17 protein-coding genes are annotated in these 22588 nt (G+C 66.2%); 10 read left to right on the forward strand and 7 right to left on the reverse strand.

All coding sequences use genetic code 11. The annotated features are described in order from the left end of the window. Positions 1-177 precede the first annotated feature (177 nt). Both OG874_RS24710 and OG874_RS24715 read left to right on the forward strand, forming a co-directional pair. The gene (locus OG874_RS24710; protein WP_330249520.1) at positions 178-3585 is read left to right on the forward strand and encodes a protein kinase domain-containing protein; all 3408 of its coding nucleotides are present in this window, start codon (positions 178-180) and stop codon (positions 3583-3585) included. Positions 3586-3598: 13 nt separating this feature from the next. Next, entirely contained in the window at positions 3599-3820 is a 222-nt protein-coding gene (locus OG874_RS24715) for a hypothetical protein (protein ID WP_330249521.1), read from the forward strand. On the opposite strand, the gene OG874_RS24720 is transcribed toward OG874_RS24715, so the two are convergent. Then, on the reverse strand, positions 3801-4214 hold the full coding sequence (locus OG874_RS24720) for a hypothetical protein (RefSeq protein ID WP_330249522.1): 414 nt from the start codon (positions 4212-4214) through the stop codon (positions 3801-3803). The two genes, OG874_RS24715 and OG874_RS24720, sit on opposite strands and share 20 nt — an antisense overlap. Between OG874_RS24720 and OG874_RS24725 the strand changes: the two genes are divergently transcribed. Both OG874_RS24725 and OG874_RS24730 read left to right on the forward strand, forming a co-directional pair. Beyond that, positions 4201-7209, forward strand: coding sequence for a CHAT domain-containing protein (locus OG874_RS24725; protein WP_330249523.1), 3009 nt, complete (start codon positions 4201-4203; stop codon positions 7207-7209). The genes OG874_RS24720 and OG874_RS24725 overlap by 14 nt on opposite strands. A gap of 381 nt (positions 7210-7590) precedes the next feature. Next, the gene (locus OG874_RS24730; protein ID WP_330249524.1) at positions 7591-7944 is read left to right on the forward strand and encodes a glycine zipper domain-containing protein; all 354 of its coding nucleotides are present in this window, start codon (positions 7591-7593) and stop codon (positions 7942-7944) included. Between the two features lie 467 nt (positions 7945-8411). On the opposite strand, the gene OG874_RS24735 is transcribed toward OG874_RS24730, so the two are convergent. Next, positions 8412-9020 carry a hypothetical protein gene (locus OG874_RS24735; RefSeq protein WP_330249525.1) on the reverse strand — a complete coding sequence of 203 codons (609 nt, stop codon included), beginning with the start codon at positions 9018-9020 and terminating at the stop codon, positions 8412-8414. A gap of 727 nt (positions 9021-9747) precedes the next feature. Beyond that, complete coding sequence (locus OG874_RS24740) at positions 9748-10065, reverse strand: hypothetical protein (protein WP_330249526.1); 318 nt, start codon at positions 10063-10065, stop codon at positions 9748-9750. Positions 10066-10491: 426 nt separating this feature from the next. Between OG874_RS24740 and OG874_RS24745 the strand changes: the two genes are divergently transcribed. Further along, complete coding sequence (locus OG874_RS24745; protein ID WP_330249527.1) at positions 10492-11118, forward strand: dihydrofolate reductase family protein; 627 nt, start codon at positions 10492-10494, stop codon at positions 11116-11118. Positions 11119-11503: 385 nt separating this feature from the next. Here OG874_RS24745 and OG874_RS24750 read toward each other — a convergent pair whose 3' ends face one another. Further along, positions 11504-11983 carry a hypothetical protein gene (locus tag OG874_RS24750; RefSeq protein ID WP_330249528.1) on the reverse strand — a complete coding sequence of 160 codons (480 nt, stop codon included), beginning with the start codon at positions 11981-11983 and terminating at the stop codon, positions 11504-11506. Between the two features lie 578 nt (positions 11984-12561). Here OG874_RS24750 and OG874_RS24755 point away from each other — a divergent pair. Together OG874_RS24755 and OG874_RS24760 are read left to right on the forward strand one after the other, a co-directional pair. Next, positions 12562-12924 carry a hypothetical protein gene (locus OG874_RS24755; protein WP_330249529.1) on the forward strand — a complete coding sequence of 121 codons (363 nt, stop codon included), beginning with the start codon at positions 12562-12564 and terminating at the stop codon, positions 12922-12924. A gap of 103 nt (positions 12925-13027) precedes the next feature. Beyond that, positions 13028-14281: an FAD-dependent monooxygenase gene (locus OG874_RS24760; protein WP_330249530.1), complete on the forward strand. Its 1254-nt coding sequence runs from the start codon at positions 13028-13030 to the stop codon at positions 14279-14281. 352 nt (positions 14282-14633) lie between these two features. Here the strand turns inward: OG874_RS24760 and OG874_RS44835 are convergent, their stop codons facing one another. The 3 genes from OG874_RS44835 to OG874_RS24775 all read right to left on the reverse strand — a co-directional run bounded on the left by OG874_RS44835 (position 14634) and on the right by OG874_RS24775 (position 18817). Then, entirely contained in the window at positions 14634-16670 is a 2037-nt protein-coding gene (locus OG874_RS44835; protein ID WP_442943091.1) for a protein kinase domain-containing protein, read from the reverse strand. 72 nt (positions 16671-16742) lie between these two features. After that, a complete protein-coding gene (locus OG874_RS24770; RefSeq protein ID WP_330257400.1) occupies positions 16743-17429 on the reverse strand; it encodes a response regulator transcription factor in 687 nt (228 codons plus the stop codon). A 5-nt stretch (positions 17430-17434) separates the two neighbouring features. Beyond that, a complete protein-coding gene (locus tag OG874_RS24775) occupies positions 17435-18817 on the reverse strand; it encodes a sensor histidine kinase (protein ID WP_330249531.1) in 1383 nt (460 codons plus the stop codon). Between the two features lie 157 nt (positions 18818-18974). On the opposite strand from OG874_RS24775, the gene OG874_RS24780 reads away from it, so the two are divergent. The 3 genes from OG874_RS24780 (at position 18975) to OG874_RS24790 (ending at position 22587) form a co-directional block, all read left to right on the forward strand. Continuing rightward, positions 18975-19328 carry a hypothetical protein gene (locus OG874_RS24780; RefSeq protein WP_330249532.1) on the forward strand — a complete coding sequence of 118 codons (354 nt, stop codon included), beginning with the start codon at positions 18975-18977 and terminating at the stop codon, positions 19326-19328. A 68-nt stretch (positions 19329-19396) separates the two neighbouring features. After that, the gene (locus OG874_RS24785) at positions 19397-20098 is read left to right on the forward strand and encodes an ABC transporter ATP-binding protein (RefSeq protein WP_330249533.1); all 702 of its coding nucleotides are present in this window, start codon (positions 19397-19399) and stop codon (positions 20096-20098) included. Further along, on the forward strand, positions 20095-22587 hold the full coding sequence (locus OG874_RS24790; RefSeq protein ID WP_330249534.1) for an ABC transporter permease: 2493 nt from the start codon (positions 20095-20097) through the stop codon (positions 22585-22587). The genes OG874_RS24785 and OG874_RS24790 overlap by 4 nt, the downstream gene beginning before the upstream one ends. Position 22588: the final 1 nt, after the last annotated feature.

The following is a 22588-nucleotide window of genomic DNA, read 5'->3' on the forward strand; positions in this document are numbered from 1 at the left end:
TATTACTACGAACCCCGGCCAGCTACCGATCAGCGCCACCGGCACTGTCCGGCACCAACGACTGATTACTTGTCGGCTTCATCAGCGTTATCGTGGATCTAACAGGTCGGGGCCCATCCCGTCGCGGAGGTGATCGCATGGTTCGAGAGTTCGGCAACGGACCTGAGGAGGCGATCCATGGACTCCGGCCTGCGACGTCTCCAGCCACATGACGATGCCCGGCAGCAGTCGATATCGGATGCGCGCCAAGACGCAACCCAACGGGACCTACATACCGGGATCGCGGCAGAACTAGCGGTGGCGGGATTCGGCGACGCCGAGGAGATCGGCCGTGGCGGATTCGGTGTGGTCTACCGCTGCTTCGAATATGCCCTGGAGCGGCCCGTAGCCGTCAAGTTGCTGATGTCGGAGGTCCGTGGTGACGGACGCGAGCAATTCGTCCGGGAACAGCAGGCACTCGGCCGACTGTCGGGCCACCCTCATATTCTGCAGGTACTGCAGGTCGACATCACCGCGACCGGCCGCCCCTACATTGTGATGCCGTACCACGCGCGGGGCTCGCTGGACCAGCTGTTGCGCACGACCGGACCACTGCGTTGGCCGGATGTGCTATCGATCGGTGTCAAGATGGCAGGCGCTTTGGCCGCAGCACACTCGATCGGCATCGTGCATCGCGACGTCAAGCCGGGAAATATCCTGCTCACCAGTTACGGGGAACCTCAGCTGGCCGACTTCGGCATCGCCGAATTCGGTGATGCCACAGCCCCTTCCGTGCGCACGATCCAGGGCACACCCGCCTTCACCGCCCCCGAAGTGCTCGGCGGTGCGACGCCCAGCGCAGCCTCGGATATCTACGGCCTCGGCGCAACGCTGTCTTGCCTGCTCACCGGGCGGGCCAGGTTTACCCGGCACACGGGGGAACCACTCCAGGTCCAGCTGGCCGCCATCGCCACGGCGCCGATACCGGACTTGCGCGAGCATGGTGTCCCGCACGCGTTCTGTGCCGCCGTCGAGGCCGCCATGGCAACCCGACCCGCGGACCGGCCTGCCTCCGCGGTCGAGTTCGGCGAACGACTGCGGGATGTGCAACACGGACTCGGGAAGGCGGTCGACGCCATGGCCGTCTTGCCAGGCGTAGACGAATCGGATTCGGCGGCAACGTCTCTCGTGCCACCCTTGCACTCCCCCGGATCCGCGACGCCACCGCCACCACCGATCGCCTCGACGAAGTTCCGGCCACCGACCGCACCGCGGACCCTGATCGAACGCACCCGCCTCCTACATCTGCTGCGGCAAGGCGGCGACCGGCGCCTGACGTTGATCCATGGCCCGCCCGGATTCGGCAAAACCACCCTGGCCGCGCAGTGGGGCCGGCTGCTCGAATCCGAAGGCGTGCCGATGGCGTGGCTGACCGCCGACACCGACGACGACAATGTCGTCTGGTTCCTCGCCCACCTTGTGGAGGCGATCCGGCGCGTGCGACCGGAACTGGCCCGCGAACTCGGCGCAATGCTCGAGGAAAGGTCTTCGGACGCAACGCGATACGTCCTGTCGGTGCTGATCGACGAGATCCATGACAGCGGGCAGGCCATGGTCCTGGTGATCGACGAATGGCACCAGGTGACCAGTGGCGCGACGATCGCGGCACTGGAGTATCTGCTCGAGCACGGCTGCCACCACCTACGGGTCGTGGTCACCAGCCGCACCCGGGCCGCGCTGCCGATCACCCGAATGCTGGTGGCCGATGAACTCGTCGAAATCGACACCACCACACTCCGTTTCGACACCGCCGAAGCGAACGCCTTCCTCGTCGAGGCCAACGGCCTGCGGCTGACCAGCGCGGACGTGGCCCGATTGCAGGAGTCGACCGAAGGATGGGCTGCCGCGCTGCAACTGGCTTCCCTGCCGCTGCGCGGTCGTGACGATCCGTCCGCCTTCATCGATCAGCTCACCGGCCGCAACCAGATCATCGGTGAATACCTCGCCGAAAATGTCCTCGACTCCCTCGAGCCGCAAGTGCTCGACTTCCTGCTGGCGACCTCGATCACCGGCACGGTGCGCGCCGATCTGGCGACCGCGCTCTCCGGCCGATCCGACAGCCAGGAGCTGCTCGAGCAGATCGCCGACCGGGGCCTGTTCCTGCTGCACATGGACGAGGTCGCCGAATGGTTCCGATATCACCGACTTTTCGCCGACTACCTGCGGCGCAGAATCATTCGCCAGGACCCAGACCGGTTCACGCAACTACATCACTGCGCCTCGGCCTGGTTCGCCGAGCACGACATGCTCAGCGACGCGGTCGATCACGCCTTGTCCGCCGGTGAACCGCAGCGCGCGGTCGACGTGGTCGAAGCGCGCGCGATGGACCTGATCGAACGCTCCCGGATGGCCACCTTCCTCGGAATAGTGGCGAAACTCCCAGGCAGCCTTACCGAATCACGGCCACACCTGCAACTGTGCGTCGCATGGGCCAACATCGGACTACAGCGGTCACAGCCGGTCCGCACCGCGTTGCAGCACGCCCTCGCAGCGCTCGACGCCGGCGCGGTATCGGACGCGCAAGCCACCGCGCTCCGCCTGGAAGCGGCGATGGTGACAAGCATCGAGCAGTACGTCACCGACCGCTTCGAACGCTTACCGGATGTGCTGGCCGAGCACCTGCATGATCCAACCGCCCCGTTCCTCGCCGTCACCGCCATGAATCTCGCCGCCATCGACGCGTTCAACCGGTTTGATTTCGCCTCGGAACACCGCTGGCACCAGCAGGCAGCCCGCTACGCTCGCCAAGGGGGTTCGTTCGCAGTCATGCACGGCCACTGTGTCTCGGGGCTCGCGGCCCGCGAGCAATTCGACATCGCGGGGGCCGAAGAGCATTTCGAGGCGGCGATCGCGGTATCCACTCGTACCGGCGCCCAGACCCATTCCTCGATCCTGGCCGGTGCGCTGCTGGGTGACTTGCGCTACGAACAGGGACGGCTCACCGAAGCCGAGGTACTGCTGAATGCCAGCGCGGGACTCGGGCGGCAGGGTGGACCCGTTGATTTCCTGCTCGCAACCTTCGGCACCGGTGCGCGGCTCGCGGCACTGCGCGGTGATCACACGATTGCCGAGGAACGTCTCGCTGCGGGCGCGGCCATCGCGGAGCACGAATCACTGCCTCGCTTGGCTGCACGAATCGCCAACGAACGCATTCGCATCGGCCTGCCGATTCCGGACGACCTGCGCACCCACCTCACCCATCTGCCGCCGTATCTCCAGCAGGACAACAGGATCCGAGCGAGCATTGCCGAGCTCGAACAGGACTCCATGATTCGGCTACTGCTGGCCGAAGACTCCCCCGCTTCCACCGAAGCCGCCTGCGCCCGAGCCGCCCACCTGGTGCGCGCTATCGGGAACCAGCATCGGCCACGCGCTTTCACCCAGGCGCAGCTGCTGTATGGCTGCTGCCTGTGGCTCGCCGGGCGGCACGACGAAGCCAAAACTGTTCTCGCCCAATCAGTTTCGCTGTGCACCGATCACGGTCTGACCCGATTCCTTGCGGATGCCGGCCCACAGATCGCAGAGATCAGTGCCGCGTCCGGGTGAGCGGGAGTCGATGGTGACTGCCGAATCGTCGGTACTGGCCCGAGCGCTGATGGTGCTGGAAGCGTTCGGCAGCTCCCACCTGGTGCTCGAATTGTCCGAACTGGCCGGGCACACTGGTCGCGCTGCGACCGTCGCCATCGAGAGTTTCACCTGTAGATCTTCCCGGTTGTGGCGCAGCGTCGACCGATCCACCGAACCTGACCGGCGTGGTGTGGTCATCGTCCTTTGCGGATGAGTGTGGTGATCTGCTTGCCCTCGGCAATGGTGAGGGGACCGGTCGTATCGGCCGGGGAAATGCCCAGTGTCGTGGCCAGAGCTCGGCTGTGCAGGTCGAGCGCGGCTTCGGACAATGTCGTGAGGTCACCGATCGCGGCGCGAGCGCGAGTCCATCCGACAACACCCACACCAATGCCGATCAATGCCGACGGCCACCAGAGCGTGCCGAGTGCGAGATAGGGCCACGCCCATCCGCCGGTGACCACCGCGGCGGCGAAAGCGGCGTGCGTGGAAGTGATCTCGGTGCGCGCCTGATCGGGAAGAACCAGCCACAGCCGAGGCCAGACGAAGGGCAGGTCGAGCCCGTAGCGGTTCTGGGCGATCTGTTCGAGCGAATGGATGCGATCGCCCATCCAAGTCGGCCGGCCCGGCTTGGTCCACGCGATCCGGTTGGCCCGGGCGCTGCAGCGTTACGACCGGATTGGTGACGCGGCCGCTGTCTACGAAGCGGTATCGGTGGGCCGCGCCGCACTCGATGTACCGCTGTCGGATCCGGAACTCGATCGAACACGGCAAGTATCGCTCGGGGTGGCATTGCAGGCGTCGCACAGCGTGGACGGAAACCGCGCCGCCCTGGATGAATCCATCGCGGTGTACGAGCGGGCCCTCGCCAGTGCGTCGGCCGATGCGGAGACCGCACGCGGCCAGTCGCTGCTGGGAACCGCTTACCTCACCCGGTTCCGGCTCGATGGCGGCGACGACAATATCGATCAGGCGGTGGCGCACTGTCGGGTGGCGGTCGACATGGCGCCGGATGAGCCGGAATGGCAAGGCAATCTCAGCCAGGCGCTGTGGCTGCGGCACGCGAATCGAGGTGCACCGGCCGACCTCGAGGAAGCGGTGGACCTGGCGCGCAGAGCCGCCAACGGCACACCACCCGGGCATGCCGACGAAAGCCGGCGCTGGCAGAACGTGGGTTCTGTACTGCTGGCGCGCTACCAGGAGTCCGGTGTGGAATCCGACCTCGACGAGGGCATTGCGGCCGACGAACGGGCACTGGGCGTAGTGGGCCGCAAGAGCTTTGGTGAGGCGCTGTGCCGATCCGCGCTGTGCGCGGCGCTGACCCGCCGCTTCCAGTTGCGGGGGCACGCGACCGATCTCGACGATGCCATCGCGATGGTCGAACCCGCGCTGGAGTTGCTCGTCGACGGCAACCCGGACCGGCCGATCGCTCTCTACAACTGCGGTGCCGCGTTCGAGATGCGATTCCGGCTGACCGGGTCGACCGCCGACCTCGACGAGGCAATCGCGATGTTCCAGACATCGCTTGCCGCCGCACAGCCGACCGGACGCGACGCCACCTTCGCGCGATCGAATCTCGGCAACGCCTTGCGATCTCGCTTCGAACTCACCGGTCGGCGCGGTGACATCGATATGGCGATCGACGTGCTACGCGCCATGGACCCATCGACGACGAACCGGGAGGTGCGACCAAGTTTCCTCAACAACCTCGCTGCGGCGCTGTCGGCCCGTTTCGACACGTTCGGCGCGGTGGCGGACCTGGACGAGGCGATCGCCATCACCCACCAGACATTGGCGGCCGCCTGGCCTGGCCACCCGGGTCGCGCTCGCTACCAAGCGAACCTGGGTGGATTGCTCCAGACCAGAGGCCGCGATGGTGAACCCGAAGACCTCGACGAGGCGATCGCGGCCGTCCGCGCCGGAGTGCGAGATTCCCGCTCCGGTGATCCCGAGCAGGGCGGGCGCGTCCTGGTGCTGAGCCGAATGTTGTTGTCTCGCTTCCGTGCCCGCGGTACCGCCAGCGACCTGATCGAATCATCGGAGCTGGCGTACGACGCCGCCCGAGCTCAGGTGGCACCCGCCGACATCCGGATGGAGGCCGCGCGACTGTGGGCCGAACTCGCCACCGAGCGTGACGGTCCCACCGCCGGACTCGAAGGCTGGCGCTACGCCCTGGACCTGCTGCCCCTGATCGCATGGCAGGGCATCGGCCGTGCGGATCAGGAACGTCGGCTCTACGAGGTTTTCGGGCTGGCGAGCGCGGCCGCCGCGACGGCCATCAGTGCCGAGCAGCCGGAGCTCGCCGTGGAGTTCCTCGAACACGGACGGAGCGTGATCTGGAATCAAATCCTCGATGCCCGTGGCGATTTCGCTGAACTCACCGCCGCTGCGCCCGAGCTGTCGATACGCTTGGCCGAGGTGCGCGCGGCCCTCGACATCCATCTGGCCGCCGATCTCAGCGCGGCGGTCGCGGCCGCTTCGACCGATCGCACCCGCCTGGCTCGCGAATGGGATCAGCTGATCGACGAGGTGCGCCGACTGCCCGGGTTCGCCGAACTACTGCGTCCGCCTCGATTCGACAAGTTGGCCGCGGCGGCCTGCGACGGCCCCGTCGTCATCGTCAATGTCAGCGTCGCCCGCTGTGACGCGCTGATCGTGACCACCACGGGCGTTCGCGTCGTGCCGCTCCCGAACCTCACCGCGGAATCCGTGGTCGACCACGTCAACGAGGTGTACGCCGCGCCCATCCTGATGCCGACCGGCCTGGCCGCAATGCTCACTGCGGACCGCGTGATCACGGCACTGCTCGAATGGTTGTGGCGTGATGTGGTCTCGCCCATCGTAGCGGAACTCGGTGCGGTGGAACGGATTTGGTGGAGTCCGACCGGATATCTCACGCTGCTGCCACTGCACGCCGCGACAGATCCAGGCACAGGGACCTGTGCTGCGGATCGATTCGTCTCCTCTTATGCCCCGACCCTGCGCTCGCTCATCGCGGCCCGTGCCACGATCGCGCGCCCGGACCGGGGCGACAAGGTCCTGGTGGTCGCAGTCCCTCGCGCGCCCGGTGCTGCGGAACTGAATGTCGGCCCCGAAATCGAGGCCATCAGAACGCGATTCGGCGACCGCTGTCTAGTCCTCGACGACCAGGACTCGACCCGCGAACGAGTCCTCGCTGAACTGCCGCGCCATCACTGGGTGCACTTCGCCTGCCACGGCAGCCAGCAACTCGACAACCCCTCCACCAGCGCCCTCATCTTGCACGACCACCCGCTGACGGTCCTCGACCTGGCCGGACTCCATATGACCGGCGGCGAACTGGCCTTCCTCTCCGCCTGCGAAACCGCTGGCGGCGGCGCACTTCCCGACGAATCCATCCACCTCGCCGCAGCACTGCAAGTCATCGGCTTCCGCCACGTAGCAGCCACGTTCTGGCCCGTCTACGACGCCCCCGCCCCAATAGTCACCGAATACATCTACGACCGCCTCTCCCGAGCCGGCACCGCCACCGACACCGGCCGCCTCCTCCACGAAGCCACCCGCGAACTCCGCACCCTCGGCCACCCGCCCATAATCTGGGCCCCGTACGCCCACTTCGGGCCGTAACCGGTCGAGTACTCACCGAAGATATTCGCGAAGGGACGAATGGGGTCAGGTCAGCATCTCGCGCTCGGCCGAGCTTCTACCCCTCTCGAACATCCGAAATGCCGATGTAGGGATGCCCATTCGCCAAATACACCGGCGCTATTCGCGCGAGCGCACCGGTGCTGCCCTGATCCGATGAAACCCGGCTGTCCGTTCAGATCTCCGGTGATCACTTTGTGATGCCGATAATGTGCGAGTTCGCATGTAGCGCAGTATCGTCGGGCGCGGTGCGCAGTAGTGGCCGCTCGATTGCTGTCTATTCATCAGAGCAGCAAGAGGCAGTCTCCCCTGATGAAGTTGTGGAACTCGGTTGTTCCGAGGGCCCGAAAGGTTAGGAAAAAAATGTTCCGTTATGCCCTGATCAAGACGACTCGCGTCCTTGCGGTGAGTGCCCTGCCGTTAGCTGCGGCTGTCGTATTTGCGGGCGCGTCTTCCGCCTACGCCGGTCAGGCTGCCGCGGCGGCTCCGGCAGCACCGGTTGTTGCCCAGCCGATCGCCGGGCTCCCACTGGACGATGTCACCACCAACCCCGACGCGCAGTACCCCGATCCAGTGCTGAACGGCGCGGCTGCGGGCGCTGCGATCGGCTCCGCCACCGGTTCCTTCATCGATCCCTTGCCCACCCTTCTCGGCGCCGTGATCGGCGGGATCATCGGCTCGGTCAACCCGGACGTCATCCCCCAGGTACTGCCCTGATCCCCTAGGGCACAACCCTTTTCGTCGAGTCCGAGCAGCTCACGCTGCTCGGACTCGACTCGTTCAACCACCCTGCACTCACGTTGTGGTGCAGATAGATACCGTGTTCCGCTCGCACTAACGGTGAACCGGCTGTCGTCGTCTGGTTACTCGATGTGGTGGAACGGTCTTGGGGATGCGGCTCACCGGCACTCAGCGGCAGATCTTGTCTACGACATCGACAGGCACGCCGCCATCGACGAGCCCGCGTGCCTCGTCGGTCGTCATGCGGGGTAGCTGCTACTTCGTGGTTTTGTTGAGGGCGCCTGGAACCGCTACGCACCCGGCAATCACGACCGCTGAGGACGACCGGCCCGCTCACCTCGAATACCGACTACCCGAATACCGGTCCCTACCAGTCGAACCCCGATTTCTCGCAGGGACTCCTCAACCCCCGACAAGTTGGCCGCTATTTCACCTGCCCGTGATCACGGCTGGCCGCTGGCGAACGCCTGTACGGCGTCGAGGAACTCCGGGCCGCCCATGACGTATCCGCCGACGGTTCCGCCGATCAGCGCACCCGTGGGGATGCTGATCCCCCATATCAGGGGCATACACGCCCCGAGGATGCCGCCCACGATGGCGCCGCCGACGACGCCAGGCAGGTTCTTGTTGATCTGCTCCTTGAGCCGGTCGTAGGAGCTGATGTCCTTCAGTTGCGCAATATCTTCTGCCGTCGGGGTCGGTGTCAGCGTCAGGGTGCGGCCGTCCGCACCGATGTGCTGCGCAATCGCGATTGAACGCCCGTCGACGGCGTACCATTGCGGCACTTCGGTCACCGCCGTTCCGTCGCCGGACTCGAGCACAACCGCACCGTTCTGCGCGATCTCGAACTTGCCATTCTCGACAGTGGTGACAATGACCCTGTCGACTGGCGAAACGGTGATCTGGTAGTTGATTCCGTGATCCACACCGGAAGTCGTGTCCCCCGCCGTCGGCTGTTCTGTTACGGCCAGCTCTGCATGGGCGGTTGCCGCAGTGATACCCACGGCCGAGATGGCCATGAAAACGGCAGCAGTGATTTTCTCGAACTTCATTCTTCGAATCCCTCCACTCAGCTGCCCCTGATGGGCGGACCGAGTCAGACCTTAGGCGGTGTCGCATTCAATGGTGTGTACGCCACACGCACTTCGAAGTCATTGCACTCCTGTTTCCCATGTGACCGGCGGGAGAGCAGTACTCCGCGCGTGCAGTGCGACAGCCCTGCCCCTGTGTGATCCCGTCTTCCAGCTGCACGCCGGGACCAGCGGTTGTAGGGGTTCCGGCAGTAATCGCCGAGAACCCAACGAAGTTCGGCATATCCCCTGGTAGGGGTGATCTATCGGTGGCGCCTCTGTGGACCCGGCGTCACGACCGATAGCTCCGACCCGAAACCCTCGGCCAGCAGACCACCAAGACGGAATCCCTACGGACCACTGGTCGCGGCGGCGGGCGTGATCGCCGCGGTCAGCCTCGGCCTGCGGCTGCTTCTTCCCACCGGCTCGAAAGACGAGCCTCGGGGAACGAGTACACCGGAGACGGTCAAACAGGACAGCACAGAGCCTGCACCACCACCGGTGGCCGAGGAGCCTGCCCCACCAGCGCCACCAATCCAGACCCCGCCACCAGCTGCGCCGCCGCGCGGGTGCTACCCGTTCGAGCCGCACTCCTGAGCCTCAGCCCGGCTGGTGCGATCTGTCGGCGCCCGCGCGTAGGGTGGCCGACCATCAATTCCTCGACAGTCCATAAGAAGACTTCGAGCGGGTGCGGCGATGGTGTTCTGCGTCAGACCGATTCGACGATCGCTGACTTCACCACCGCGCGGTCCACCAACTGCCTGACCCGCCTGCCCTGATCCGCTGCCACTACGGTCTTTGCTCCGGAAAACACCGGCTCGGAGAACATCGTCACCCGCAGCCCCTTCTCGACGTGCAACACCAGATCATCTTTGCCCGGCGGCGTGGGGATGCGGTCATACCGGCCGTCTTGGATATCCCGGTACATCAAGAAAGCGTATGCGGCGCCTCCATCAACGAACAGCTGCGCCCGCGGGTTCGTCTCCGACATCTGGAAGATGCACTGCTGGCTTGCAAAACTAGTCATCGCGTCCTCCTAGCTCCGGAATACTGCCTATGGTCAGCCTTACCGTGAGAGTCCACCGGATAGTTTGCCCTGTTCACGGCCCGCGCGGACGCGAATCGCCCGTTTCAGCTCCGGCCCCGCCGACTTCCCCAGCCGCCGAGTTCACCCGCTTATCGGAGGTCAGAACCTTGCAAGGATGGATATGACCCGGACGAAGCCGCGCGCATACCACCGTGCAGTGGCGTCGTAGTTCACGGCGTGAAGGTGCGAGTTCACCGTTGTAGAAAAGGACGGTCACTGGCACTCCGCGCGATTCTCCCGTGCGCCAGGAAGAAGCGCGCCCCGGGTGAACTCGCCGGAGGAGTTGTCGAGCTGCTGGATAACTCGGTCGGCGGCGATTCGACGTGAGACCGCTCAGAATCAGTGCGCCGCTCCGTCTGCATTCATATGAAGCTCACCGTTCAGACGTTCCTGACCCTCGACGGCGTGATGCAGGCCCCCGGCGGACCCGAGGAAGATCCCAGCGACGCCTTCACCCACGGCGGCTGGCAGGCCCCGTTCCCGGACCAAGCCGTCGGCGAGTTCGTCACCGAACTCAACAGCCACGCCAGCGCGTTCCTGTTCGGTCGCAGAACATTCGACATCTTCCGCAGCTACTGGCCCGATCAGACCGACCCCGGCAACCCCATCGCCACCGCGATCAACTCGCTGCCCAAATACGTCGTGTCCAACTCCCTCAGCGAGGCCGATACCACGTGGCGCGGCGAGCACCCCGACACCGCTCGCCTCCTGACCGGCGACATCGTCGCGGCGGTGCAGGTGCTGAAGGACCAACCCGGCGACGAGCTGCAGATCTGGGGAAGCGGCAAACTGCTCCAGACACTGTTGCAGCACGAGCTCGTCGACCGCTTCCGCCTGATGACGTTTCCGCTGATACTCGGCTCCGGTCGCCGCTTGTTCAACGACGGCATCCTCCCGGCGACGATGCGCCCAGTCGAGCTCACCGTGACCGATCTCGGCATCGTCCTCGGCACCTACGAACCAGCCGGCCCGGTTCGCCACGGCCAGATGTAACCGGCTGGGGATGGCCGTGCCAGGCCGTCACATCACGGCTGGCCATCACCGTAGCGATCACGGCGACACGCACCGGCCTGATGTCGTCCTGATCCGTCATCGGCATCGCACCGTGAATGATGTTGGGTGCCTGCCGATTCGCGTTCGATGCCCTCGTATGAGTAGCTCGTCGCGTTGGTGGCGAGGCAGGGCGGCGAGTTGGCCGGTGTCGCCGACACCGCCCCCAAAGGCCGGTGGTGCTGGGCCACCCAGGCCGCCGACGCCCTGGCCGACTCGTCGAGGCTGCCCGAGCCGACCGGACCGTCATCGACGCCGACAAGCTCGCCGAACAGATCCGCCTCTACCGCAGCGCTCCGGTGAGGGTGCGCAGGCTCCCGGAGACCTTTTAGGCCGATTGACATGCAACCATGGCTTCCGTGGACAGGCCCTTTCGTGAGATCCGTGGTGTATACGATGCCGATACGATTACGGTGTTCCAGGCGTACGGCCCGCAGATTGCCGTTCCCGCCGCGGCTTCTGGACGATTCCCGTCCTCAGCCAGGGCGAGGATCAGATAGCCCACCAACGCGGCGGCGAACAGGAGCAGCAGGAGCACGCGGAGTGGGTTTCTGCCAGCGCTCAGCGAGGTCGCTGTGCCACATTTCGACCACGCGACGGCGACCGTTTCGGCGGCCTGGAACTGGGTGTTGCCCCATCGCTGGGCTTCGTCGCTGCGGAACAGTCTGGCGCGCCGTCGATATGCCGTGATGATCTCAGGACACTCGCTGAGATGGAACTCGACCGGATGCTGTGGAAGGCCGAGCCAGCGTCGGTGTGGGCAGCAGATGAGAGGCGCATGCTCGTAATAGACCTTGATCGGTGGCATGCCCGGGAGCTGTTGCGACGCAGTGTGTGCAAAGGCTGCGGGTACGCGAACCAACCCTGACGGCAACCATCTCCGGCAACCCGGTCTCGGCACGGTCGGTCACCCCGGGCAGTGGCAGGCTGCGGCGTAGCCGATCCAGTGAGGTCCCGACGAACCGGGCGTCGTCGCTGCGCGGGGCGATTGAGCTTTATCTCGTTGTCGTCACGCAGCATGAACTGGTGAGCCGTACCGTGCGGTATGGCGATTGCGCGCAACAGATTTGGGGGCTGACAAGCTCGTTCTGCGCGGCGAGCCGAAATACGTAAGACGGCGCGGTTTCCCCGCGGACTGGCCGGCCCCGGAACGGCAGGGGCGTGGCCGGTTGCTGCCAGAGCTTCGTCACTGTCGCGGTCTCCGGCGTGACTCGTATCGACCTTCGCCCCCCGGCTCCCTCCGCCACGGAGTATGCGGGCATCCTCGGATTGGGCAACGGTGGGGATTGTGGCGGGCATTGTAGATAGGTCAACGCGGAGACTTCTAGAGTTCGGCGAAACCGCGTAGAATTCCAGCAGGTCGGGACAGTTATCTGGAGCCCTATCATGACCGAAAGAAAGAATTCACACACGAAGTTCGCCCGGTTGGCGGCTGCCGCCGGTATAGCCGCAGTTGCCGCGATTCCGGTCGTCGCAGCCGCGGCGCAAGCGCCTACCGCGCACGCAACGACGCCCACGTCTGCAACCCAACTCGTCGACAGCCCCGGTTGGGGACACGGCGGCGGTTGGGGCGGCGGCGGCGGGGGCGGCGGTTGGGGACACGGCGGCGGTTGGGGACACGGCGGCGGTTGGGGACACGGCGGCTGGGGTTGGGGCGGCGGCGGCTGGGGCGGCGGCGGCTGGGGATGGAATCCCGGCTGGTGGAATTGGTGGAACCCACCCGGCTGGGGTGGCTGGGGCAGCTTCTAGCGCCGGTGACTGAGCCCGGACACGTACAGCGTGCCGGGCTCGGTTGCATCGAGTACCGATCATGTGAAGCCAGGTTCGACCAACCGGGCTGGAGCTGGTGACGATGAAGATTGTGTGTATCGGTGGCGGGCCGGCCGGGTTGTACTTCGCTATTTCGATGAAGCGGCGCGACCCAGCCCATGACATCACGGTGATCGACCGCGATCCCCCCGGGTCCACCTATGGCTGGGGCGTCGTGTATTGGGACGACCTGCTCGACATTCTGTATCGGAATGACCCCGACAGCGCCCAGGCGGTGCGTGCCGGGTCGGTCCTATGGCGTGAACAGGCAATCCATGTGCGCGACGACCAGACCGCACATTTCGGCGGCTACGGGTTCAGCATGGGGCGCGCGGCATTGCTCGACGTACTTTCCCGACGGGCGAGCGACCTGGGCGTCGATATCCAGCACAGGCGAGAGGTCCACGATCTGTCCGGCTTCGACGACACCGATCTCATCGTCGCCTCCGACGGCGCGCACAGCCGGGTACGGCAGCTGGGTAATCATCGTTTCGGCACGTCCGTCACACTCGGCGAGAATCGATATATCTGGCTCGGTGCGGACAAGGTCTTCACCCGATTTACCTTCGCCTTCGAACACACCTCGGCCGGTTGGATCTGGTTCCATGCTTACCCGTCGGTTGCCGAAAAAATCAGCACCTGCATCGTTGAGTGCCAACCGCAGACTTGGCATGGACTGGGATTCGATTCCCTGGACAACCTGGAGAACTTGCGTGTTCTGGAGAACATATTCACGCGCCTTCTCGACGGTCACTCGTTGATCAGCAAGACACGAGGCGAGTTCGCAAGGTGGAGCCGCTTTCCCGAGGTAACCAACAAGACCTGGTATCACGACAACGTGGTGCTGCTCGGCGATGCAGCGCACACGACGCACTTCACCATCGGTTCGGGCACCCGGTTGGCAATCGTCGACGCCGTCGTGCTCGCACAGAACCTCTACGAGCATGCCGAGATCGCCGACGCGCTGGACAACTACGATGCGCAGCGGCGCGCTGCGCTGCGCCCGATACAGGCCGCCGCCCGTACCAGCATGATCTGGTTCGAACACGCCGACCGGTATCTCGACCGCAGCGCCGTGCAGTTCGCCTATGCGATGGCGGCTCGGCACGGGCCACAAATGCCGTGGCGATACCAGCGACACCTGCTCACACAGGTACCCACTGTGCGAAAGATCCGCCGTGCCATCGACTCCGGACAGCGGTGGTGGCGGGCAGCCCGACGAGGGGAACTCGCGATGGCACTGCCCTCGCCACGACGCCCACCCGAACCGATCCCGACCGATCAGTCGATGTTCTGATCCCCGCACAAGCCGGGCACCGGCACCGGGCAGCAACTATTCAACTACTCGACCGGTCTGCCGCCGTGGAGCGACATAGAAACACAGCGGTGTCGACGACGCGGTTCCAGTTGTGGTGGCGCCCTGCGAGATCCCCCGGTGGTGATGATCGATGAGTATGCGCACCTTGCTGATCGACAATGACAACTCGTTCACCTGATCTGTTCGATCTGCGCGGGGGCGCCGTGGCTTCGGCTCCGGATCGGCTGGGCCGATGGTTTCGCGGATAGCTTTCAACCCGGACGCGACCCGCGGTCGGCAACTTCGTATCGGCGTGACACGAACTCATTGCGAGTTCGCTGCGGTTGCGGTGTCAGTAGACGTACACCACCGCGTTCTCACCGCCGCTGCAGGTGACCAGTGGTCCGTCGGCGATGCAATTCATCGTGTAGGTCCGGCCGGTGACCGGGCTGGTCGCGACGACCGAGCGCGACGAGCGCGAGACGTTCGTCGAGGCGGATTCGGAATATGCCTGGCGGACCGCTTCGGCGAAACCGCAACTGGTGACCGAGGATCCGGTGGCCGATTGGGCGAAGCTGCCCGCCGCCGGCTGCCCGTTCGTGCACGGCGTCGCACCCGCGGGCAGGGTGACCGAGGTGGGGGCGGCCTTGGTGGTCGAGGTCGGCGGCGCGGTGGTCGAGCCGCCGCTGGTGCCGCGGGCGGCCGTCGTGGTCACCTGCGCGCCCGCCTGGTTGTCGTTCGAATTGCCGGAGTCGCGGGAACCGATCACCTGCCAGCCGATCGCGCCACCGACGGCGAGGACGACGATGACGAAGACGGCGACCATGATGGGCAGCACGATCGAGCGATCGCGCCGCCGATCCGGATGGGCGGCGGGATCCCGGCCGTAGTAGTCGTCCGCGTATTCGGGCTCCGAATAGCCTTGGTATTCGGGCGAGGGTTCGGGCGTCCGGTAGGGGTTGGCCGCGTGCGAGGGGCCGGGCGGCAGGTCGAACGGCGGTGCGCCGGAGAAGGGTTGCGGCAGCGGGGCACGCCGGGGCTCCGGAGCGGGCGAATACTGTTGCGCGCCATACTGTTCCGGATATTGCGGTTCCTGGTATTGCGGCTCCGGATACCGCGGCTCCGGGTATCGAGCTTCCGGATAGTGGGACTCCGGATATCGCCGGGTCTGTTCGGCCTGCGACACCTCGGGGTACTGCGGCTGGTCCGGATACTGCGGCCGGTCCGGATACTGCCGCGTCGGCGGCTCCTCCGACTGTTGCGCGGCGTACGGATTCTCCCGAGTCTGCTCCGATTCCGCGTACAGGTGCGCGTCCGGAAATGGCCGCACCGGCGACGCGGCCGGAGTGGCCGCGGGCTGCTGCGGCGGCAATGGCGTGAACTGCAGGTCGGCGAGCGAAATCACCGTCGGCCCGGTCGGATGGATCACCGCGGGAATCGACAACTCGCCGGTCGCGTCCGCGGGTACCGGACTGCGGTGGACCACGGCCTGATCCGAGGGACCGCGGGCCGGATCGGGCGGACGCACGATCAGCGTCGGAGTATTCGGCGCGGGCGCGGTGGCCAGCGCCGCCCTGGCCGCGCGCGCCAGATCGGTCGCGGTCGGGAAGCGGTCGGCGGGCTCCTTGGCCATACCGCGGGCGATCACCTCGTCCATCGCCGCGGGAACTCCCGGTCGCTGCACACTCGGTCGCGGCGGCGGCTCGGAAAGATGCGACCGGATCAGCACACTCATGCTGCCGGCCGGGAACGGCGTCGCCCCGGTGAGGCATTCGTGCAGCACACAGGCCAGTGAGTAGGTATCGGCGCGGCCGGTCACCGGCCCGGCATCGAACCGCTCCGGCGCCATATAGGTATAGGAGCCGATCGCCATACCCACCTGGGTCACCGCGCTGTCGCCCTCGGTGTGGGCGATCCCGAAGTCGACCAGATACGCGAAATCCGCGTCGGTGACCAGGATATTGGCTGGTTTGACATCGCGATGCACGAGTCCGTCGGCGTGCGCGGCGTCCAGGCCCGCGGCGATCTGCTCGATGATGCCGATCGTGCGCTCGGCGCTCAACGCCCCCTGATCGCGCAGGATGCCGCGCAGATCGACGCCGGGGACAAGTCGCATATCGATGAACAGCACGCCATCGATGACGCCCCAGTCGTGGATCGGGATGATGTGCGGCTCGGCCAGCCGGGCGGCGGCCTGCGATTCGCGGCGGAAACGTACCTGGTACACGGGATCTTTGGCGAGTTCCTCGGACAGCAGTTTGACCGCTACCACCCGGTTCTTCACCGTGTCGAAGGCCTCGTAGACCTCGCCCATACCCCCCTTGCCCAGCAGCGATCTCAGCTCGTACGGCCCGTACCGACTGCCGACCCTCCATCCAGGTCCGTCCACCCCGTCAATCCTCCACATCCCGGGCAAGATCGCCCACCACCATCGGGGTCGTGCACGATCGGGCGCTACCCGTCAAGCTGTGGATTCTCCTGGTGCGACCACCCCGTGGTCAAACGCAAAGACGATCGCGGCGGCCCGATCCCGCAGCTCCAGTTTGCCGAATATGTGTCCGACATGGCTTTTCACGGTGACTTCCGAGATGCTGAGTTCGCGCGCGATTTCCGTGTTGACCCGGCCGCGGCCGATCAATTCGAGCACCTCGTACTCGCGGGCGGTGAGTTCGGCGAGTCTGCTGTCCTCGCGGGTGGCGACGGGGCGAACCGTCCGGTATGCCGAGAGCACCCGCCCGGTGACCGACGGGTCCAACCACGCCCCGCCGGCGGCGACCGTGCGCACCGCCCGAATGAGATCCTCGGCGGGCGAATCCTTGAGGAGGAATCCGGCCGCCCCGGCCCGCAGCGCACCGGAGAGCAGCTGGTCGTCGTCGAAGGTGGTGAGCACCAGCACCGGCGGCGCGCCGTCGCGCGCGCGTAGCGTGCGGGTCGCGTCGATGCCGCCGACGCGTTTCATCCGCAGATCCATCAGCACGACATCGGGTCGATGCGCCGCGATCGCGGCGGGCACCTCATCGCCGTCGGCGCATTCGGCGATCACGAATCCATCGCGCCGCCGCAGAATGCGCCGCAGGCCGCCGCGGACGAGCTCCTGATCATCGACAACCAGGACGGTGACGGCGTCCTCGCCACTGGCCGCAGACACCGAGGTCACACGCCCTCCCCCAGGCCGTCGCGGCGCATGGCCTCGACCTTGTCATGCATCGCGGTCGCGGCGCCGTGCAAGATATCGGGTACTCCACACGGTCCGAACCAGGCGCGCCCGCCACTCAACGGGAACTCGGCCCGCACCGCCCAGCCGTCGTCGTAGGGCCCGGTCTCGATGCGACCGCCGAGCAGTTCGGCACGCTGGCGCATCCCGGACAGTCCCATTCCACCGCCGAGATCAGGCGGCAATCCCGTGGGCAGCGTGTTGTTCACGATGAGCCTGGCCACCGCCGAGTCCACCTCCAAGCGCACGGTCGCGGTCGCGCCGGGTGCGTGTTTGATCACGTTGGCCAGGGATTCCTGCCCGATCCGATAGAGCGCGAGCCCGACCGCGGCGGAGACCGCGTTCAGATCATCCGCACGGGTGTAGCGGACATCCAGGCCCGCACCGGCGAAATCACCGACCAGGTCATCGATATCGCGAATACCGGGCTCCGGAACGAGTTTCGACGGCCCCGCGTCGAGCAGGCCGATGGTGCGGCGGATATCGGCCATGGCCTGCCGGCCGAGTCGTTCGGCGTCGACCAGCGCGTCCACCGCCTCGTCCACATCGCGATCGGTCTGCAGCGCGTGCCGGGCCGCGGTCAGGTGCAGCAGCGTGATGCTCAGCGAATGCGCGATGACGTCGTGTACCTCGCGGGCGATCCGGCGGCGCTCCTCATCGGCGGCGCGGGCGGCCCGAATCTGCTGGCTCTGGCGTTCCTGATAGAGGAACTTGCGCTGGTACTGCAGCATCACGCCGACCAGCCAGCCCAGGGCGATGCCGATCGCGTACATCTGAATACCCTGCAGCCGCTGACCCGTGACACTCCACATCAGGTGCCCGGCCGCGTCGAAGGCCAGTAACTCGATCATCGCGATCACCGCGAAGAGCGCGCTGAAGCGTTTGCGCACGATGGCCGCGACCTCGCCGACCATCACCACCAGAATGAACGGGGAGAAGTCGGCCGGTACCGGCTGAGCGAGCAGGATCGCGGTCGCGGCCAGCCCGGAGACCGCGAGCAGGATCGGGCTCGGGGTCACCCCGAAGAAGCAGAACAGCGGTACCGAGACGAAGACCAGCAGGACCGCCAGAATCGGCAGTGCCGTCGGGAAGTAGTCGTGCCGCTGGATGATCGCGCCGACACCGACGACGAGCAGGGCCGCGTCGGCGCTGATCATCACCGAGGGCGGGTAGTCGAACGGCAACTCTTCGAAGTTGCGGCGCACCACGGCCCCGGGATTGCGCAGGAAGGCCGCGAACCGATCCCGGATGCGCCCACTCTCCCGGAACGGTATCGCCGGTTGGGCGTCCGCCGACGACGTGATGGCGTGGATCACATCCATCTTCCAAGGCTAACCGCCACGTCGGGCCCGCGGCATCGTGCCGGGAGTGGGCAGGCGCTCCTACCGCGGTAGGAGATCGATTCGCGTCTCTGGCACGAAGACAGCGTATTTCCCCGTCCGTAGCGTGAGATTCACCAATCACGGAAGGCCAGTTGCCATGTCCGACCATTTCGAGCGACCCGCAATTCACAACGGCTGGGAAGACCAGCACTTGCGAACGAAGATAATCCACACCGTGCTCACCCGCGCGGCAGTCGACCCCGCCGACCCCGACCTGTTCACGGAGATCCCGGAACTGGACCGGCTGTTCGGCGGCCCGGAAGGCCTCTTGCTCGCGCTGCGCTATCGGTGGAACATCCATCTCGACGCGAAATTGGATCAGGCGCTACTGCAGGGCCAATCCGCGGTCGAGGCCTATCTCGAACTCGCCGCCGAACAGCCGGCACTGCGCGCCGTGCTCGACGCGCAATACCGACGCCGGCACCAGGCGGTCGAGGCGATGGCACGATAACGCAGCAAGAACCAGCCGTAGCACCAGCTCAGGAAAGAGGGTGGGGGAACGCCATGTTGGACCAGGCCATGCTGGAACTGACGGACATCACCAAGCAGTACCGCGTCGGCCAGCAGTCGGTGCGTGCGCTCGACGGCATCAGCCTGCGCATCGAATCCGGTGAATTCACCTCGATCATCGGGCCGTCCGGCTCAGGCAAGAGCACGCTGCTGCATCTGCTCGGCGCGCTCGACACCCCCGACTCCGGATCGATCCGATTCCAGGGCGAGGAGATCGGCGGTCTGGACGACGAGCGGCAGTCCGAATTCCGGCGCCACCGCGTCGGTTTCATCTTCCAGTTCTTCAACCTGCTGCCCACCCTCACCGCCTGGGAGAACGTCGCGATTCCGAAGCTGCTGGACGGCACCGGATTGCGCAAGGCCAAGCCGCGCGCGCTGGAACTGCTCGACCGGGTCGGGCTGAGCGACCGCGCCGATCATCGCCCCGCCGAGTTGTCCGGTGGTCAGATGCAGCGAGTCGCGGTGGCGCGGGCGCTGATCATGGATCCGCCGCTGATCCTGGCCGATGAGCCGACTGGCAACCTGGATTCGAAGACCGGCGCGTCCATCCTGAAGTTGCTCGGTGATATCGCGGGCAGCGGCAGTTCGGTGGTGATGGTCACCCACGATATGGGCGCGATCGAATATTGCGACCGCGTGGTCACCTTGCGCGACGGACAGATCGGCTCCAATGACACGGTCGATATCGCGCAGTCGAAGGTGCGCGCGTGATCGGCGCGGCATGGGATCGGCTGCGACTGTTCAATATCGGTGAACTGCTGGCCCACCGCGGCCGGACCCTGATGTCGCTGGCCGTGATGTCCATCTCGGCCTCCCTGCTCGTCGCGGTGTTCAGCATCTCCGGCTCGGTCACCGGCTCGGTGGACCGGCTGACCCACAGCCTCGGCGGCAAGGCCGCGCTCGAGGTCACCGGCATCACCGACGCCGGATTCGAACAGCAGCTGTTACCACGCGTCGCGACCACACCCGGAGTCGACAAGGCGGTGCCGATGTTGCGCGCGCAGATCGGGTCGGGCGCGGATCGAGCGCTGCTGATCGGCGCCGACGCGAGCATCACGACTCTCGGCAGCGAACTGGGCGGACCGATGGCCGCGCAGGCGAGCAAGCTGCTCACCGTGCCCAACGGCGTCCTGGTCGGATCCGCGATGGGCCGCTCCGAGGGCGAGCAGTTCGCCGTGGGCTCGGCAACCGTCACCGTCGCGGCCGTTCTCGACGAACAGGCCTCGAAACAACTCAACCAGGGCCACATCATCGCCGCCCCACTCGGGCTCGCCCAGAAACTCACCGACCGGGTCGGTCGTCTGGACTCCATTCAAATCGTCGCCGCCGACGGCGCGGATATCGGCCGATTGCGCGACACCCTCACCCAGGTGATCGAGGGCCGCGCCGTGGTCGCCGATCCCGGACTGCGCACCGCGCAAGCCGGTGGCGCGATCCAGATCGTGCGGTATTCGACGCTCATGGCCTCGGCCGCGGCGCTGATCGTCTCGGCGTTCCTGATCTTCAACGCGATGAGTATGGCGGTCGCCCAACGCCGTCCGGTGCTGTCGATGCTGCGGGCCATCGGCGGTAAGCGGGGGCCGATGGTCCGAGATCTGCTGGTCGAGGCGGCGCTGCTCGGTGTGCTCGGCGGCACGGGTGGCGCGGTGGTCGGCATTCTCACGGGCCGCATCGCGATCGAGCGCCTGCCCACCGCGATCCTGCAATCGGTGGAGGCGCGGACCGAATACCTGGTGCCCGGCTACGCGATCCCGGCGGCGATCGCCGCCTGCGTGCTGGCCAGTGTGGTCGCCGCGGCGATCGCGGCCCGTCAGGTGTACCGAGTCGAACCCATCGAGGCGCTGGTTCCGGTGGGAGCGGCACAGACCGACACGATGAGCACGGCGATGCGCTGGACCTCCGGCGCGCTCGGCGTCGGTCTGGCCGTCGGCGCGATCGTCATCGCCGAGGTTGATCTGGGCCGGATATCGCTGGCGTCGATCTCGATGACCTTCGTGGCCGCGGTGACGCTGTGTTACGCCGCGACCGGTCCGATCGTGCGGGGGACGGCGGCGATCGCGCGCCTATTCGGTGCGCCGGGCGCGCTCGGGGCCACCACCTTGGAACGTGCGCCCCGGCGCGTGTGGGCGACCGCGATGACGGTGATGATCGGGGTATCGGCCACCGTCGCGATGGGCGGGGGCGCAGTCAATATGGTCGATTCGGCCACCGCCACCTTCGCCGACTTCGACCGGACGGACCTGTTCGTCAGCCCGAGCTCGCTCGAGCAGTTCCCGACGGGTCCGTTGCTGCCCAACGGATTACGCGAGAAGATCGCCGCCGTTCCGGGCGTGAAAGAGGTGGGCCCAGCACAGATGGCCTTCGCCACGCTCGGCACCGGACGGGTGATGCTGCAGGGTTATCCGGGCGATGCGGATGAGAGCCGGACCGGCTCGGTGAGCCGAGACATCATGGCCCGCTTGCTGACCCGGGACAGCGTAGTGCTCTCCCGCGATGTCGCGCGCTCGCTCGGTGTGAGTGCCGGGGCCGAGCTGACCCTGCCGACCCCGACCGGTGATCACACCGTGCGGGTGCTGGAAGTGATTCCCTACTTCTCGGCGATCTCAGGAGTGGTCATCATGAACCTCGACCAGATGCGCACGTGGTACCAGCGTCCGGGCGAGACGATTCTCGCGGTGGATTTCCAACCCGGCGTCGACAAGTCGGCGGTGCAGGCGGCGATCCGGCAGATTGTGCCCGCCGACATCCACGTCGGCACCGGCACGCAGGCAGTTGTCGCCGTCTCGTCGAGCCTGCGGCAGGGCACGGCGATGAGCTACGCCATCCTTTGGATCGTGGTGCTGGTGGCCACCGTTGCGCTGCTGAACACGCTGATGCTCTCGGTCCTGGAACGTCGCCGCGAACTCGGCGTGCTGCGGGCCATGGGCACCAGTGGCAAGTTCCTGCTGCGCTCGGTGCTCGCCGAGGCCGCAGGCATCGGATTCATCGGCGCCGCACTGGGTCTCGTCGTCGGCGCGGTAAACCAGTATCTGGGCACGGTCGCCCTCAGCCATGCCATGACCATCAATATCGGGTTCGAGCCGAGCCCGATGCTGCTGGTCTATGCCACCGCCGCATTGGCTTTGGCGCTGCTCGGCTCGATTCCGCCCGCGCTGCGCGCCGCGCGGATGCCGATCGTGGAAGCATTGGCCGTCGACTGAA

Origin of the sequence: Nocardia sp. NBC_00565 (genome assembly GCF_036345915.1) — a bacterium.
Taxonomy (GTDB): Bacteria; Actinomycetota; Actinomycetes; order Mycobacteriales; family Mycobacteriaceae; genus Nocardia.